Below are 18,753 nucleotides of genomic sequence, written 5' to 3'. Positions count from 1 at the left end.
CTTCCAATCCTTTAACTCAATATATCCTTGACCACATGCCCATGTACATCGGTCAACCGGAACCGTCTTCCTTGGTGTTTGTAGATTAAACGCTCATGGTCTATGCCGAAAAGGTGCATTAGGGTAGCTTGAAAATCATGGGTGTGCACAGGGTCTTTGACCACGTTGTAACTAAAATCATCCGTTTCGCCATAAGTGAAGCCAGGTTTCACCCCTGCACCGGCCATAAACATGGTAAATGCCTTTGGATGATGATCTCGTCCATAATCGGTGGTGGTCAACTTCCCTTGGGAATACACGGTCCTGCCAAATTCCCCGCCCCATATAATCAATGTGTCCTCAAACATGCCCCTTTGCTTTAGATCTTTGATCAGGGCAGCATTGGCTTGATCGGTCTTTTTGGCATTCAGTGCCACACCTCCAGGACATCCTGCATGTTGATCCCATCCCTGGTGGTACAATTGAACAAATTTCACATCTTTCTCCAGCAGTTTTCTGCCCAACAAGCAATTTGCTGCATAGGTACCTGGGTCCCGACTATCCTCTCCGTACATCTCAAAAATGTAATCGGGTTCCTTGCTCATATCCGTCACTTCCGGTACAGAAGTTTGCATACGGAAGGCCATTTCGTACTGTGCCATTCGCGCATTGATCTCTGGGTCCCCGTAGGTGTCATGTTGAACAGCATTCAATTTCTCAAGATAATCCAACATATTTCTACGATCATGGCCATCATAATTTTCGGGATCAGTAAGGTAGAGTACCGGGTCTTTCCCACTGCGAAATTGCACCCCTTGATGTTCTGTTGGGAGAAAACCGTTACCCCACAAGCGGGCATACAAAGGTTGTCCTCCTCCATTTTTGGAAATCAGGGTGATGAATGTGGGTAAGTTTTCATTGTCTGAACCCAAGCCATAACTTATCCATGAGCCTATAGAGGGCCTACCTGGCAATTGACTTCCGGTCTGGAAGAAGGTAATCGCTGGATCATGGTTGATGGCGTCGGTCTGCATGCTCTTGATAAAACAAAGATCATCGACCATTTCCGATAGGTAGGGCATGGCATCGCTTACCCAAGCCCGTGACTCCCCATATTGATTAAAGTTGATGGTGGAAGCAGCAATTGGAAAGGAGGTCTGATCAGCACTCATTCCAGTTAATCGTTGTCCCTGGCGCACCGATTCTGGAAGGTCTTGGCCAAAAAGGTCGCGCAATTTTGGTTTGTAGTCAAACAGTTCCAATTGTGAAGGCCCTCCACTTTGGAACAGGTAGATACAACGTTTCGCTTTGGGCATATGATGGGGAAGGCCTAAATCGTTTCGACCGAACATCCCCAAATCGGGTTGCACTTGGTTTTTTACATTGCTCCATGCCTTTTCCGTGTTCAATAGTGAGCCCAACGCCATTGCCCCCAATCCCAAAGAGGTCTTGGTCAAGAACTCCCTGCGGTCGCACATCTTTTCCACCTGCTGCAGGTCTTTGTTGTTGGATCTAAGCTTGTCGTGATGATCGCACATATTGCTATCTTTTGGTTATGGTCGCATCAGAATTCATTATGGTACTTGCTACTACGGCATTGGCGGCAACCAATGCTTTTTCATCCGCATCATCAATCCTAAATTCCCCGGTGTTCAACCAACCTTTGGTTTTTGCTTCCTTCGATTTGAATTTTTGATATTCGCTATCCTTTAACTCCAGTAATATTTTCAATTCTGTGGCCGTTGGTCTCCGTCCGGTGAGGCTCCTAAAAACCATTTGAAGCCCTTCTTGGGCATCCGAAGTATCCGCCATTTTCTTTCCGAGAACCCTGGCTGCTTCCACATAGGTGGGGTCGTTCAGCAACACCAATGCCTGCAAGGGGGTATTGGTTTCTTGTCTACGAACGGTGCATACGTCGCGAGCTGGAGCATCAAATGTAGACAAGGTCGGGTGGGGCACCGAACGCTTCCAAATGGTGTACATGCTACGACGATATAGTTTTTCGCCCTTATCAGGGGTGTAGGTGTACCCGTTCACCTTCCAAAGTCCGGCTGGTTGATAGGGCTTTACGCTTTCTCCTCCGATGTTTTCGTTTAGTAATCCACTTGCTACCAATGCGTTGTCGCGCAGCATTTCCCCCGTCATCCGCTTAGACGGTCCTCGGGCAAGCAATCTATTTTCCGGATCTATTGCCCTGAGTTCTTCTGAGGAGCGGGAATCTTGTTGATAGGTATGTGACATTACGATCATTTTGTTGAAGGCCTTTAAATCCCAACCGCTTTCCATAAAATGTAAGGCCAAATAATCCAATAATTCTGGATGACTTGGCAATTCCCCTTGATTGCCAAAATCTTCGGCGGTCTTCACCAATCCGACGCCAAAGAAATGTTGCCACAGCCGATTAACGGTGACTCGGGAGGTCAACGGGTGGTCTTCGTGGAACAGCCATTTTGCAAAACCCAGCCTGTTTTTGGGAAAGTCTTTATCCATACCGGGCAAAAACTCTGGAGTATTTGGGAATACTTCCTCGGCCTTGGCATCATAAGCCCCTCTTTCCAACACATGGGCTTGGACCGGAGTGGTTTCCTTCATAACCATAATTTCCTTTATGGGCTCCAGGCTGTCAACAAAGGCTTTTCTGATCTTAGCCAGTTGCTTTTGTTGTTTTTGTATGGGCTTGCTGTTTAAAAGGAAGTGCTGTTCCAAAAGTTTTTGCTCAGAAACACCGAGGTTTTTCGGGTCTTTGTCCAATAGTTTTTGAACGGATTTGTTTTCAGCGATTTGCATCAATTCCACTTGCGAAAGTTCCCTGCCGTACACCTTAATATCATCTATTATACCACCGCCGATACCTTTTCCGCGCAATCGGGCACCAAATTGAAGTCCAGGTTCCACTTTTCTTCCGAAGAGAATACCCTTATAGAGGTTATCATCGATGACCTCGGTTTGCCACTCGTTGCCATTCACATGGACTTTAAATCCAGCAGCCGAGCTGGACCCGTCATAGGTTACGGCAAAATGTATCCATTCGTCCTTGGGTATTTCCATTTTGGAGTGTTCGCGGATGGCATTGTCCGGCCCAGTATGCGCCATCAGCAGTTCAAGTTTGTTGTCCACAATTTTCAAGTGGAAACCGCGCCAGGCATACAAAACGGCCCCGTCCCCTTTGTGAAAAATATTCCCGTCCGTCACTTCTTCGGGAATTTTTGCCCAAACCCCAACGGTGAAAGGTTGATGTCGACCAAAAACCCCCACCTGTTTTAAATCCAACCAAGCATCTCCATCAAAACGAATCCCCTGTCCACGTCGGGCATTGACCAAATCTATGGGTTGTCCTTCTGCGTATTCACGTTTCATGGTACCTTTTTGTGAAGGTCTAACCTTATTTGTCAAACTTTTGTCATCCAAGTCGAATTCGCCAATCAAGCCCCGTTTGGAAACTTTTATGCTGGAATACCTACCCATTGCTATCCAATTTTGAGCTTCGGGCAGGATTTTTTGTATTGTATTTGCTAGTTCAACTTCGTTTTCTTTGACTAATCCTTCCATGTAATCCAACATTTGTTCTTCTTCCTCAGTGGTCCAAAGCATGGTCGGGGTAGGTAGGGCGTTGTTGAAGGATATTTGACCAGATTCATTGATATTGTTGAAGAAAGAAGTCATTTCATAGAAATTCTTCTGCGTGACCGGGTCGTATTTATGGTCGTGACATCGTGCGCAATCCAAGGTTAATCCCATAAATGCCTGACCCGATGTAATGGTTCTATCGGCTGCATACTCAATTAAAAATTCCTCGCCCACGATTCCCCCTTCCATATTTTGGGGATGAATTCGATTGAATGCAGTTGCCAGTTTCATTTCCTTGGTCGGGTTTTCCATAAGATCACCGGCCAATTGCCAGCTTACAAATTCATTATAAGGTTGATTTTTGTTGAAAGCACCTATGACCCAATCGCGCCATGGCGACATATCACGATAACGGTCAACACTGTACCCATGGGTATCGGCAAATCGGGCCACATCCATCCAACCCAATGCCATTTGCTCGCCATAACGGGGGGAGGCCAATAAGCGGTCGACCTGATTTTCAAAGGCATTCGGACTGTCGTCAGCCATAAAGTCATCTATTTCCTCAATGGATGGAGGCATTCCGGTAAGATCAAACGACAAGCGCCTCAAAAGAATCTCCTTCTCTGCTTTTTTGGAAAAGGATAACCCCTTAGCCTCCAATTTTGCCAGTATAAAATGGTCTATGCGATTTGCTGTTAAACTATCTATAGATACTTCGGGCAGGTTTGTTTTTTGGGGAGCAATAAAAGCCCAATGATCCTTGTATTCGGCTCCATCCTCGACCCATTTTATCAGAGTGGCTTTTTCAATTGGAGTCAGACTTAGGTGAGAATCTGGGGTAGGCATCACCAAATCGGGATCCTCTTGCAATATGCGATAGAACAACTCAGAATTTTTCAAACTCCCCGGTTTTATTGCAAATTTCCCTGGGTTTTCGGGCAATTCGGCATAGGCAGTTTTGGGGGTGTGCAATTGCAGGCCGGCAGAGACTTTGGCTTTGTCCGGGCCGTGACAGATAAAGCATTTATCCGAAAGTATGGGTTTTACATGTTGGTTAAAATCCAGTTTTTCTGGAAGTTTGGCGTACTCGATTGCGACATATTCGGGCAAATCCGGATCCCCACAGGAAACCATGGAAAAAGCAGCCAATATCCCAATCAAAAAACCAAATTTACCCATGAAGCCGTACCAAATTAATTTTATTCCTGTCAGCTAAAATTAAGCAGAACATTGCAAATTTTTGACTCCTAGATAATTGTCTTCTTTTTTTATGTGATAATAGCCTAGATAAAAGATAAAATTTTGGACCCTTTTGCATTCCGATTCTGCATTCCTGAATTGGAAATCGGAATTGACTTAAAATGTTTTTGTGTATTTTAAACCTATGGGAGTTTTATTTGATCGCCTTGGAAACCATACAACATTCTTGAATTGGGATTTAGCAAAAAGGCCTCTGCAAATATTACTCATGTCATATTTCATAGTATGCCAAGGTGCTTATTCCCAAGAAATCCCTCCAATTCAGAATTTTTCTCCCGCCGAATATGGCTCTGAAAGTCAAAATTGGGCTATTTCCCAGGGAGAGGACAAAACCATGTTTATAGCTAACAACAATGGTTTGTTAAAATTCAATGGGGCTTTATGGACGCTGTACCCCTCTCCAAATGGATCCATTATAAGATCGGTTAAGGTGGTTGGTGAACGAGCCTATATCGGTTGTTATATGGAGTTTGGCTATTGGGAAAGCTCGGAGACCGGGGCCTTGGAATACACTAGTTTATCTAGGGAATTGAAGCAACAAATGCTTGAAGATGAAGAGTTCTGGAGCATTATTGAACTTGAGGGTTACGTGGTATTTCAGTCGCATAGCAGAATTTATATCCATGGGCTTGATGACAATTCACTAAATGTGATTAAGTCGGATTCCTTTTTACCCAAAATGTTCCAGGTAGGTACGACCATTTATTTCCAAAAAGTTGGAGAAGGAATTTTTAAGATTGAAAATGGTAGGGCAGTTTTGGTATATGCAGAGGAATCCATCATGGATGACGAGATTATCAATATTTTTCCGATTGGAAGGGAATTGTTGATCCTGACCAAAAACAAGGGTTTTTTCCAGACACAAAATCAATCCATCGCCAAATGGAATACTGAAGCTGATGATCTTCTGTCACAAATCAGCTTATATAGTGGTTTGCAATTAAGGGATGGGGATTTGGCCTTGGGTACCATTTCGCATGGTCTGGTCCTTTTGGATCAAGCTGGGGAATTGGTGGATCATATAGATCAAGTTAAGGGACTACAAAACAATACGGTCTTGGCCTTGTACGAGGATATTGATGGCAATATTTGGTTGGGATTGGATGTTGGGATTAGCTTCATAAATCGGGGTTCACCATTTCGAATTTACCCTGATAAAAAAGGTTTAGTGGGGAGTGTCTACGCCTCGGCAATAAAGGGAGGGTATCTGTATTTGGGGACAAACCAAGGGCTCTTTTATAAGGAACAAGATAGTAGGTCGGATTTCCAATTTGTGGAAGGAACCCATGGCCAAGTGTGGTCATTGGAAGAAATTGACGGCAACTTGTTCTGTGGTCATCATACAGGAACTTTTTTGGTAGAAAATGATCAGGCCAATAGAATATCTGATATACAGGGCACCTGGAAGGTGGGCAAAATACCTGGGCAAACCGACCTTCTCTTGCAGGGGAATTACGACGGATTGTATGTTTTACAGAGGAACAACAACAGTTGGCAGTTAAGAAATAGACTAGGAGGATTTGATCATTCTGCAAGATATTTCGAGGTTTTTAAGGAGGATATCTTTGTAAATCATGAATATAAAGGAGTGTTTAGGTTAAGGCCCGATGCCAACTATTCTGGGATTACCATCCAAGATGTAGATACCCTGATCAAGGATTCTAACTCGGGGATCTTAAAATATGGAGGAGATTTGTTGTATGCCTATAAAAAAGGCATCCTAAAATACAACTGGGATAAAAACAAGTTCGACAAGGACTCCGTCCTTAGTAGGCTTTATTCTGAGGATGAGTATGTTTCCGGAAAAATGGTCCTGGATCAGCGGAATGGACATTTGTGGACTTTTTCCAACTCAAGTGTTGGATTTGTGCTCCGAGGGGGAGTGGGGAGTTCGCCCAGTGTTAAACAAATTCCACTAACCGAGGACATGCGAAATGGGATAATTGGGTACGAAAGTGCTACAGCACTAGATGATCATACTTATTTATTCGGGGCACGTTCGGGCTACCTCACCGTTGACATCGAAAATTTTGAGGAAGAAGAGTTCTTCGTGAGTATTGAAACCATAAGACAGGCTGGAAAAAACTTACCGGTAACCGATGAAAATTTGGTTGACCAAAATACCGAGGGAGATTTTCTGCCGTCCGAAAACAACCTGGAATTCACTTATTTCGTTCCTTCCTATAACAAGTACATTAAGCCCCAATATCAGTATCAACTTGAAGGAATTTACCCCAATTGGAGTGACTTGACGGGAAATTCGTCCGTGGCTTTTGAAAACCTTCCTCCTGGTTCGTACATTTTCAATGTACGGGCTAAAATAGGAGAAAGAAGCTCCGAAAATATTGCTTCCTACGGTTTTACCATAGCTCGGCCATGGTATCGTTCCAATCTTTTTTTGATCATCTATCTATTTGCGTTCATATTGGGTTCCATTGCTATTCATAATGCGTACCGTAGATATTATCACAGACGGCAACAGAAATTGATAGAAAAGAATCAACGGGAAATGGCCCTGGCCAAGGCTCAAAACGAAAAGGAGATCATTAAACTTAAAAACCAACAACTCAAGGAGGACTTTAAAAACAAGAGCAATGAACTAGCCGCTTCAACCATGAGTATCATCAAAAAGAATGAGTTGTTGTCCAAAGTAAAAGAGCAGTTGGTCGCCAGTGTAGATAATAAGGATTCCGTGCAATCCATAATCGGCATAATTGACAAAAGTTTGAAACAAAATGACGATTGGGAGTTATTTAAAGAAGCCTTTAATAATGCAGATAGAAAATTTTTAAAGAAACTCAAGAATGCACACCCCAATTTATCCCCAAACGATATCAGGTTGTGTGCCTATCTACGTTTGAATTTGTCTTCCAAAGAGATAGCTCCCATGTTCAATATTTCTCCCAGGAGCGTGGAAATTAAACGCTACAGATTGCGTAAAAAGATGAATTTGACCCATGATGACAATTTAGTGGATTATATTCTTAAGCTATAAACCGCAGCATTCTTCCCCAAACACCTCAACATTACCTATACAACGGCAAATTTCCCTGCCAAACAACTATTTCCCTTTTTCCTCTAAACCCCTTTAAAAACAAGCGTTTTGAGAATAACTCAAAAAATATGTCAAAATATTGAGATGTATATTTTTTGTTGAGGTGCTTCTTAAGGATTTCGCATTTAATTAAGATAAGTTTAACCATCCCAGAATCGGTCGTTTAGTCGTCTTAGGACAAGAGGCTTTACAGCATAAGGGTTAGCAACCCACCGGTTCGGAGAAACTTAAACTAAACATTACTATGAAAAACTATCTATTCAGATTCCTATTTTTCTTGGTTGTCCTTAGCGTAAATGCACAAGCCGATAAAGTATCGGTCGTTAGCAACGAAGAAGGAATGAAATTGGTCGTCAATGGCGAGGATTTCATGATCAACGGTATGAATTGGGACTACATCCCAATCGGAACAAATACCGTAAATGCAAATTTCTGGAAGAAGTCGGACGATGTGATCAAGGCGGGACTTGACACAGAAATGTCCCTTCTAAAGAACATGGGGGTAAATGTTATTAGGCAATACACCGGAGTTCCAGCAAAGTGGATACAGTATATCTACGAGAACTATGGTATCTACACCATGCTTAATCATTCCTTCGGGCGGTATGGTCTCACTTTGGATGGGGTATGGACCCCTGTAACCATTTACGACGATGCCAAAACCCAAGAATTTTTAATGTCAGAAATGGAGGAGTTGGTCAAGGGCTACAAAAACACCCCTGGACTTTTACTCTACCTCTTGGGCAACGAAAACAACTATGGATTGTTTTGGGCCGGGGCAGAGACCGAAGATTTTCCGGATGATGAAGGAAGGATCCAGTTTATAGGGGAAAGTCGGGGAAGACCAATGTACCGACTTATGAACGAGGCTGCAAAGAAAATGAAGGCCATGGACCCCTCACACCCAGTGGCCATATGTAATGGCGATGTGTTGTTCATTGATATTGTAGCTGAGGAATGTAAAGATGTGGACATCTACGGAACCAACACCTATAGAGGGGTTTCCTTTGGTGATATGTTCCAAGTCGTTAAGGACAAGCTGAACAAACCTGTGATGTTCACGGAGTTTGGTGCCGACGCCTATAATGCTATGGAAAATAAGGAAGATCAATACTCCCAGGCCTACTACATGGTGGGTAACTGGAAGGAAATCTACGATAACGCCGCTGGTTTGGGGAAGGTTGGAAACTCCGTTGGAGGCTTCACTTTTCAGTTTAGTGATGGATGGTGGAAATACGGTTTTGACGATAGAGAAAATGCAGATATACATGATAACAATGCCTCATGGTCCAATGGGGGTTACGCCAGGGATTTAGCAGCCCCAGGTGAGAACAACATGAACGAGGAATGGTTTGGTATCTGTGCCAAAGGTCCAACCAGCGAAAGGGGACTTTATGATCTTTATCCAAGGGCCGCTTACTACGCCTTAAAGGAAGCCCATCAACTCAATCCATATGCAGATGGAGTAACCTCGGAGTTCATTAACGATTATTTTGATGGCATAGGGTTAATGGATGCCGTGCTAAAAGCTCGAGGAGATAAAGCGGCATTGGAAGCTAACAGTGGAAGCAAAATTCGGGTAAGTAAACTTAGGGCCGAATTCACCACTTTTAGTACTGGAGGTAGTTTGATTACCACTCCCGCAATAGCCGACCCAACAGCAAATAACTTTCCTGACGAAAGGGGCTTTGACCATATGCAATCCTACTATGTAGGTATCGAAGGGGAGCCGTCCTCCAATATGAGGGCCAATGTCAATTTCAACATTCTTGGAAATATTGCCACAAATCCCATTAACGAAATATTTTATGAAAATGTAGGTCGCCCCGTTGCTGTGAACTCAGACAATGGAGAGGTAACCTTTGCCGATAACAATAGAGTAAGGGTGTATAATGCGGAGTTTGATTGGCAGACCAAACAGGCCGATGTAAGAGGGTTTTATAGAACTGGTCATTACCATTGGGGTTATGAAGGGGATTTCTTTGGACTCTATCCAGAAGCCAATTATGGTCCCAACCTGGATATATACAATGGGGAAATCCTGGGAATGGAAGTGGATGGCAAAAAAGCTTTTAAAGGCTTAAAAGCTGCATTTGGAGATCAATTGTGGTGGGGAGCCAACCCAGCAATTTTATTGAAATACCATACCAAACTTGGACATTTTGATTTAACTGGAGTCTATCATGAGGATTTAGGGCAAAGAAGAAATACCCAGACCTCTGGAGCCATTCCACTACCAAAAACACGTAGAGCAACGCTCCATATCGAACGGGAATTTGGCAACCTCGGACTAGAAGTTGGGGGAATTTGGGGCGGACAGCCCTTGAATGGTCGGGATTTCCAATTTGTGGAAGGCGGACCAGGGAACTATGTGATTTACAATGACGAAATAAATGCCGACGATAATTGGGGTGCCAAAGCTAGGATTACCTATTCCAAAGGAAAATTCAATTGGTATGCCCTTGGTGCTTCCACAGGTTTGGTGGCCAACGGAGGCGTAGATCAAACAGTCACCTTTACAGGTTGGAAATTGAAGGACAACGGAAGTGGTAACCAGAACAGTTTTCTTTCTGGGTTCACTTATACCTTTGGCAACTTTCAAGTAGCACCTAATTTCTTATGGCAAGAACCATTAGTGGGTCCGGTTCCGGTAGATGCGGGTGGCCCTGCAGTCCTACGGAATGTTCAAGATGACCCCTTTGCCGTGCGTGGTAACAGAAAAACCACCGCGGGTGAATTGTTGCTGACTTTTGATCCAACACCCGGCACATGGTTTTATCAATGGGACAACGATCGCAGTGAAGATGCCAAGTTGGCCTTCAACCTTGGATTTGTGTTCCGACATCTTCCAACAACACAAGATGCTGCTATTGGATTTGGAGCTGATCGGAATCCTTTTGCCTTCCCAAGTGCGGTACCCGCCAAGGATTTATGGGAAGCAAGCTCGCGAATAGTTTCCAAGGTTGGTCCAGATTTGGCACTGATAGCCAATTTGTATGGAGGAAATGCACAGTCAAACGGTAGCGACCCTCGGGTTATTGAACGGTTTGGAGGGGATGTTCGTGTGATCTACAAGAAATGGAAATTGGAACATGCCTTCAAGGTAAACGATTGGGGCCCCTATGATTATCACCGGGATTTCAACCTTACCTACCCAGTTCAATTGATGCTGGATATTTCCACATCTGTAAGCAAGCCGGATTGGTTCCTTTTACCCGACACCAAAATTGGAATTAGGGGTATTTGGCGTTCACTCGATGAGTTTTCTCCTCGCTATTCGCCTAACGCAATTCCCCCGAATACCTTTCCGCCAGAACCCGTGCTAAGTCCGGTTGGCTTTGATGAAGGACAGGAATGGGAAATTAGGACGTACGTGCATATTAACATTGGAAAATAAAAAAATGGACATGAAAAATAGAAAACAACGAAATGGGAAAACCATCCTTTCGGTTTTGGTTTTTATGATATTGCTCGGATGTGAGAGAGATCTCTCCGACGAAGCCGAGTTTGCCACATTCTCAACCACTGGAGACGTATTTACAGATTTACCGGTTGGTTTGGGCAGCAATTTTTACTTTCCATTTTTGGGGTCAAAGGCGACTGCTTTCTCTGTAGACGAAAATACCGCTTACGAAGGCCAAGCATCGATTAGGATTGACGTGCCCAATGCCAATGACCCCAATGGAAATTTTGCTGGTGCCATCTTTAGAATTGATGGTTCTGGCCGTAATTTAACCGGATTCGATGCCCTCACTTTTTGGGCCAAGGCATCTCAAGGGGTTAACATTGGTGAAATTGGATTTGGACAGGACTTTGGAGAAAACAAATTCCAGGTAACCCGAACCAATGTTAGCTTGGGAACCCAGTGGGCCAAATACGTGATTCCAATTCCTGATGCCTCTAAATTGATAGAAGAAAAGGGAATGCTCTGGTACGCAGCTGGCACCAACGATACAGGAGGGTTCGGTTATACATTTTGGTTGGATGAGGTAAGGTTTGAAAATTTGGGGACCATTGCCCAAGCGCAACCCTCCATTTTAAATGGAGAGGATGTTGAACAGGACGCGTTCATAGATATTCCGATTACCTTGACTGGCCTTACGCAAACTTTCAATTCCGGATCGGGTGAAAATATCACAGTAATTGCCAAACCCTCTTATTTCGATTTCCAATCCACCAATGTGGATGTGGCCAGGTCGAACGAATTGGGGGTTGTATCGGTTGTAGGTACAGGTCAGGCAACGATAACGGCCACATTGGCCAACGTAGCTGCCGCTGGTTCCTTGGCCTTGGATGTTGCAGGAACATTCGATTTTGCCCCAACGCCTCCCGCTCGGGATGCTGGGGATGTTATCTCCGTTTTTAGCGATGCCTATAACAACGTTCCTGTGGATTACTATAACGGATTCTTTACCGATGGTTTCCAGACTACCGAAGGGGGAGCACCCCCAATCGATGTCAACGGCGATATGATCATCAACTACACCTTGCTGAATTTTGTGGGTATTGGCACCTTTAATGATGTTGCCCCGCTTAATCTAACCGACATGACCCACTTGCATGTGGACATTAAGGTTAATGAGGCCGTAGATGCTGACGATTTCATCAGGCTACAACTTTTAAATTCCGTAGGAAACAATGAAACTTCTGGGTCTGTGACCATCGATTCCAGCACTCTTGTGGCCAATCAATGGGTTAGCCTGGATATACCACTTGCTGATTTTGCCGACTTGGGGGATCGTTCCCAGATCGGATTGTTGTTCTTCATTTCGGATGGAACCATAGCCGACATTTTTGTGGACAACATTTATTACTACAAGTAGTCAATCTCATCTAAAACAACAATTACAATGAAGAATTCATATAAAATTAAGCATACGATAGCCGTACAGGTTCCGATGCTATTGATCCTATTGCTTTTTGCAATGACAGCTTGCGAAACGGAAGAAACCCAAACGGTGACAACACTTACAAAACTTGTGATGTCGGATGAGTTTGATACCGAAGGAGCCCCGAATCCATCCCTATGGAATTACAATATTGGGCGGGGACCCAATGGTGATGGATGGGGTAATCAAGAATTACAATTTTACACCGACAGAACCGAAAATGTAAAAGTTGATAATGGCTTTTTGTTGATTACTGCTAGGGAGGAATCCTTTGAAGGAGCTTCCTATACTTCAGCAAGATTGACAACCCAAGGCCTTTTCGAACAGGCTTATGGACGCTTCGAAGCCCGAATTCGACTGCCTTATGGCAAGGGAATTTGGCCAGCGTTTTGGCTCCTAGGGAACGATTGTGATCAAAATATCTGGCCCCAATGTGGAGAGATCGATGTCATGGAATACCTCGGGGATTCCCCAACTGTGGTATTTGGAAGCGTGCACGGACCAGGATATTCCGCCGGGGAAGCCGAAACCAAGGAATACGAATTGACCGGCGATAGGTTTGATACGGGCTTTCATGTATTTGGAATTGAATGGTCACCGGAATACATCAATTATTACGTGGACGGGGACCTGTATAACCAAATAACCCCAGAGGATGTAGCAGGGGAATGGGTTTTTGACCATCCCTTTTATATCATTTTGAATGTGGCCGTTGGAGGTACCTTTCCAGGTTCCCCCAATGATGAGACCACCTTCCCCCAGACCATGTTGGTGGACTACGTAAGGGTGTACGAAAATAATTTAACAGACTAAACTAACTCTCAGAACGATGAAACTATTATTTAACAGAGCAAAGGTCATTTTCCTGATGATCTTGGCAATTTCCTATTTAGGATGCGAAGAAGACGATGAAGGCAATGCGCTACCAGAAGTGTTGGCTAGTTTTTCACATTTGATTAGCGAGGATACAGGTACAGTTTCTTTCATCAATACCTCCGAAAATGCTGAAGATTTTGAATGGGATTTTGGAGATGGGACTACGTCTACGGAAATAGACCCCATTAAAACCTTTTCCACAGGAACGTATACAGTAAGTTTAACAGCTACCAATGCTGCTGGAGGTACGGATACTTTTGATGACGAACTGGTCATTGTGGTTCCAGAACCAGTAATGTTGCCCATTACCTTTGATGGTGCCAATGTAAACTATAATGCAACCACCTTCAATGGGGTAGCTTTCGATATAGTGGACAACCCAGCACCTGGTGGTTCAAATGATAAAGCTTCCAAGGTAGGAAGCATAACCAATAGCGGAAGTCAATTTGAAGGATTCTTCTTCGATTTGGGAACGGCAATTGATCTATCGGAAGACAAAACCATAAAGATGAATTTATGGGCAGAGGCTGCGGTGGATGTCTTATTGAAGTTAGAAGAAGGTACTGGCGCAAACGTAGAGCAAACTGCCAGCCATGGCGGTTCTGGTTGGGAATCCATTTCCTTTGACTTTGACTCTGCAGATAGTTTTTCAAGATTCACATTATTTGTGGATGGGCCTGGAACCACGGCAGGTACATTTTTTATAGACGACATTGAGCAAGTGGAGACTATGACAGGCGGTGGCGGAAATGCGCCCACGACTTCGGCACCAGCACCACCAACAAGGGATGCTGCCGATGTAATCTCCATCTATGGGGAGACCTATACCAATATCACGGGCATCGACTACGATCCCAACTGGGGACAGTCTGGTTTCGGCTTGGTAGATCCTGCGTTTGACCCAGGAGATGGCAATCTAGCGCTGGCGTACCCAACCTTTAATTATCAAGGAACGGATTTTTCGGGCAATGCCCAAGATGCTTCTAGCATGGAGTTCCTCCATTTGGATATCTGGGTGCCGACGGGTACCGATCGACAAGTTAAAATTAGCCCCATCAATGGGGGTGGAGGTACCGGCGATGCCGAATTCCTAGTGGAGGTTCCACTGACCCCAGGTTCCTGGAACAGCGTTGACCTTCCTATCGGGGATTTCACTGGAATGACATGGGATGAGGTAGTCCAACTAAAATTCGACGGACAGTTCAATGGAGACGGCAGTGCTAATACTGACCCGCAAGACATCTATCTGGACAACATCTATTTCTATAGAGAAGGCGCCGGTGGTGGCGGAAATGCACCGACCACTTCAGCACCTGCTCCACCTGCAAGGGATGCGGGAGATGTGATCTCTGTCTACGGGGAGGCCTATACCAATATCACCGGCATCGACTACGATCCCAATTGGGGACAGTCCGGTTTTGGATTGGTGGATCCAGCCTTTGACCCAGGGGATGGCAATCTAGCCCTAGCGTACCCAACCTTTAATTATCAAGGGACGGATTTCTCGGGCAATGCCCAAGATGCTTCGGCCATGGAGTTCCTGCATTTGGATATCTGGGTGCCGACAGGTACTGACCGACAAGTAAAAATTAGCCCCATTAATGGAGGTGGAGGTACCGGTGTTGCGGAATTCCTAGCGGAGGTTCCACTCACCCCAGGTTCCTGGAACAGTGTTGACCTTCCCATCGGGGATTTCACCGGAATGACATGGGATGAAGTTGTACAATTGAAATTTGATGGACAGTTCAATGGAGACGGTAGTGCCAATACCGACCCACATGATATCTATCTGGACAATATCTATTTCTATAGAGAAGCCAGCGGGGGCGGCGGTAATGCACCGACCACTTCGGCACCTGCGCCCCCAGCGAGGGATACGGGAGATGTGATCTCCGTTTATGGAGAGGCCTATACCAATGTTACCGGAATCGACTACGATCCCAATTGGGGACAGTCCGGTTTCGGCTTGGTGAACACAGCCTTTGATCCAGGGGATGGCAATCTAGCCCTAGCGTACCCAACCTTCAATTATCAAGGGACGGATTTCTCGGGCAATGCCCAAGACGCTTCTGCCATGGAGTTCCTCCATGTGGATATCTGGGTGCCCACGGGTACTGATCGTCAAGTAAAAATTAGCCCTATCAACAGTGGAACTGGGGCCGGAGAGGTACTTGTAGTGGTTCCGGTAACTCCAGGATCTTGGAACAGTGTGGATCTTCCTATCGGGGATTTCACAGGAATGACGTGGGACAGCGTGATTCAAATGAAGTTCGACGGACAGTTCAACGGGGACGGCAGTGCCAATACCGACCCACATGATATCTATCTGGACAATATCTATTTCTATAGGGAACCCAGCGGGGGTGGCGGTAGTGCACCGACCACTTCGGCACCTGTGCCTCCAACTAGGGATGCGGGAGATGTGATCTCTGTCTATGGGGAAGCTTATACCAATGTTACCGGAATCGACTACGATCCCAATTGGGGACAGTCCGGTTTCGGCTTGGTGAACACAGCCTTTGATCCAGGAGACGGCAATCTAGCCCTGGCCTACCCAACCTTCAACTATCAGGGTACGGATTTCTCGGGCAATGCCCAAGACGCTTCTGCCATGGAGTTCCTCCATGTGGACATCTGGGTGCCCTCGGGTACTGATCGTCAAGTAAAAATTAGCCCTATCAACAGTGGAACTGGGGCCGGAGAGGTACTTGTAGTGGTTCCGGTAACTCCGGGATCTTGGAACAGTGTGGATCTTCCCATCGCGGATTTCACAGGAATGACGTGGGACAGTGTGATTCAAATGAAGTTCGACGGACAGTTCAACGGGGATGGCAGTGCCAATACTGACCCACAGGACATCTATCTGGATAATATCTATTTCTATAGAGATGCCAGTGGTGGCGGTGGAGGATGCCCTGCACCTCCAAGTGGTGAATTACTCTCCAATGGTGGTTTTGAAGCCAATTCCGGTGATGCTGCTTGTTGGCAATTGAACGACGGAGGTGGAGCCGTGACCATAATAGATACGGATGCAAATTCAGGCACATATTCTGTACGTATGACCTCCGGACCTGCCCAGGTACCAAACATCAAGCAAGAGCGATTTGCTACCGGTATTGCAGGGAATCAGGGTGTTCAGGTGACATTCAGGTATAAGGTCACCACAAGCTTCGTAGATGGCGCAATTCTACAAGTTTTGGCCTTTTCGGAGTTTGCAACGGACCCGGCTATTGCCCATGATTTGGGTAATGCCTCCGATGTTAGTACCGTAGATGTCTGGCAGGACTATACTGGTACGTTTACAACAGATGTTAACATTGAGGAAGGAATATCCCTACTGATTCAGGCTACTTGCGGGGGTGCTGGCACTTGCGCAGGAGAGATATTAATAGACGATGTTGTTGTAACAGAGATTTAATGCTAATTGACTGTATTCCCAATACGCATTGGGAGTATGGGTGACTATGAAGTTTGGTTGGATATGGATGGGTCGGAAGCTCTTTTTTTCGGCCCGTTCATTAACTGAATTTCAGTTTCCAAAAAATCTAACCCAAAAAGAAATACGCTTTGCAATCCAATTCGCAAATAGTTAAAATGAATAAGTCGTACACGGTACTGATAAGTTTGATAGTTGCCTTGGGCGGCTTTCTACTTGGATTTGATAGTGCAGTTATTTCTGGGGCTGTCAAGGGCATTACCGTGTATTTTAATATGACCGACGCCATGCTGGGATTTTCAGTGGGCTGTGTCATTTTTGGCGCCATGGCAGGTAATTTATTGGCAGGGCCCCTTGCAGATAGGTTCGGAAGAAAAAAAGTGCTAATTGTTGTTGCGGCCCTTTTTGCCATTTCGGCTACTTGGTCGGCAATGGCGACCAGCTATTCGGAATTTATTATAGCAAGAATCATAGGCGGCATTGGAATTGGTGGAGCTATCTTAATCGCTCCCATATACATTGCCGAAATAGCCCCTCCGAAACTCCGTGGTAGTTTAGTTTCCTTCAATCAATTGAATATTGTAATCGGTATTTCGGTTGCCTATTTTTCCAACTATTTTTTAGTGAATTATGGGAATGAAAGCTGGCGATGGATGCTGGGGGTTGAAGCTATACCAGCTCTAATTTACTTTGCCTCGTTGTTTACCGTTCCCCGAAGTCCAAGATGGTTGATTCTAAAACTGAACAAGGTAAAACTTGCTCGTAAAATACTGCAAAAGATTGGGGGGGAGGAGTATGCCGAAATTACAGTAGCGGAGATCCAAAGAGGTCTGAAGAAAAAGGAAGAGAAAGGCAGGTTTTCGGATTTGCTGAAGGGAAAGTATGCCACTATTATGATTATCGCATTGGGCATTGCATTTTTTCAACAGATAACCGGGATAAATGCCATTTTCTACTATGCACCCACCATTTTTGAGCAAGCGGGAGGCAATACGGACTCCTCATTTTTGCAAGCCATTGTGGTTGGGCTCACCAATTTGTTGTTTACGTTGGTCGCCATTTGGCTCATCGACCGATTGGGTCGTAAACCACTTTTGCTCATCGGCACAGGTGCTATGACCGTTGCATTGCTTATGGCAACCATGGCATTCAACAATGCCACATATACGTTTAGCGGAGATGCCCTAAATAGGGTTAGTGATCCACAGATGCATCAAGTCTTACAGGAAATGAAAGGACAATCCTTTGATGGCCAATCCGCAATGTTTCAGGAAGTTAGGGAAAAGCTGGACGACGAACAATTCTTAAACTTCAAAAGAAACGAGATCACCAACTTTATCAACATAAATGCTACTCTGGTCCTAGTTGCCATTCTGTTATATGTGGCAGCATTTGCGATTTCGCTGGGTCCGGTGATGTGGACCTTGATTTCAGAAATTTTTCCTAGTAAAATAAAGGGAATTGCAATATCGGTGGTGGGTTTTTTCAATTCCTTGGTTAGTTTTTCCGTGACTCAAATATTTCCATGGGAACTATCCAATTTGGGACCAACCCTAACCTTTGCAATTTATGCCTTATTGTCCTTTTTGGCATTCTTTTTTGTAAAAAGATATGTGATTGAAACAAAAGGAAAGACACTGGAAGAAATAGAGCAATCATTGATAAGAGCATAGCACATCAAGAATTAC

At 44.8% G+C, this 18,753-nt stretch carries 8 protein-coding genes; 6 read left to right on the top strand and 2 right to left on the bottom strand.

From position 1 onward, the window contains the following. Positions 1–11 precede the first annotated feature (11 nt). Together M3P07_RS07475 and M3P07_RS07470 are read right to left on the bottom strand one after the other, a co-directional pair. Complete coding sequence (locus tag M3P07_RS07475; protein WP_249969273.1) at positions 12–1,517, bottom strand: DUF1501 domain-containing protein; 1,506 nt, start codon at positions 1,515–1,517, stop codon at positions 12–14. Positions 1,518–1,521: 4 nt separating this feature from the next. Continuing rightward, a complete protein-coding gene (locus M3P07_RS07470) occupies positions 1,522–4,728 on the bottom strand; it encodes a DUF1553 domain-containing protein (RefSeq protein ID WP_249969272.1) in 3,207 nt (1,068 codons plus the stop codon). Between the two features lie 289 nt (positions 4,729–5,017). Here M3P07_RS07470 and M3P07_RS07465 point away from each other — a divergent pair, with 289 nt between their 5' ends. The 6 genes from M3P07_RS07465 (at position 5,018) to M3P07_RS07440 (ending at position 18,738) form a co-directional block, all read left to right on the top strand. Further along, a complete protein-coding gene (locus M3P07_RS07465) occupies positions 5,018–7,804 on the top strand; it encodes a helix-turn-helix and ligand-binding sensor domain-containing protein (protein WP_249969271.1) in 2,787 nt (928 codons plus the stop codon). 304 nt (positions 7,805–8,108) lie between these two features. After that, the gene (locus M3P07_RS07460) at positions 8,109–11,261 is read left to right on the top strand and encodes a glycoside hydrolase family 2 TIM barrel-domain containing protein (protein ID WP_249969270.1); all 3,153 of its coding nucleotides are present in this window, start codon (positions 8,109–8,111) and stop codon (positions 11,259–11,261) included. 10 nt (positions 11,262–11,271) lie between these two features. Then, positions 11,272–12,687: a carbohydrate-binding protein gene (locus M3P07_RS07455; RefSeq protein WP_249969269.1), complete on the top strand. Its 1,416-nt coding sequence runs from the start codon at positions 11,272–11,274 to the stop codon at positions 12,685–12,687. Positions 12,688–12,714: 27 nt separating this feature from the next. Next, positions 12,715–13,566 carry a glycoside hydrolase family 16 protein gene (locus tag M3P07_RS07450; protein WP_249969268.1) on the top strand — a complete coding sequence of 284 codons (852 nt, stop codon included), beginning with the start codon at positions 12,715–12,717 and terminating at the stop codon, positions 13,564–13,566. A 16-nt stretch (positions 13,567–13,582) separates the two neighbouring features. Beyond that, entirely contained in the window at positions 13,583–17,047 is a 3,465-nt protein-coding gene (locus M3P07_RS07445) for a PKD domain-containing protein (protein WP_249969267.1), read from the top strand. 176 nt (positions 17,048–17,223) lie between these two features. Next, on the top strand, positions 17,224–18,738 hold the full coding sequence (locus tag M3P07_RS07440; RefSeq protein WP_249969266.1) for a sugar porter family MFS transporter: 1,515 nt from the start codon (positions 17,224–17,226) through the stop codon (positions 18,736–18,738). Positions 18,739–18,753 lie beyond the last annotated feature (15 nt).

Origin of the sequence: Flagellimonas myxillae, from assembly GCF_023502235.1 — a bacterium.
Taxonomy (GTDB): domain Bacteria; phylum Bacteroidota; class Bacteroidia; order Flavobacteriales; family Flavobacteriaceae; genus Flagellimonas; species Flagellimonas myxillae.
The sequence above is the reverse complement of the archived record's forward strand: the minus strand, read 5'-3'. Positions and strand labels throughout refer to the sequence as shown.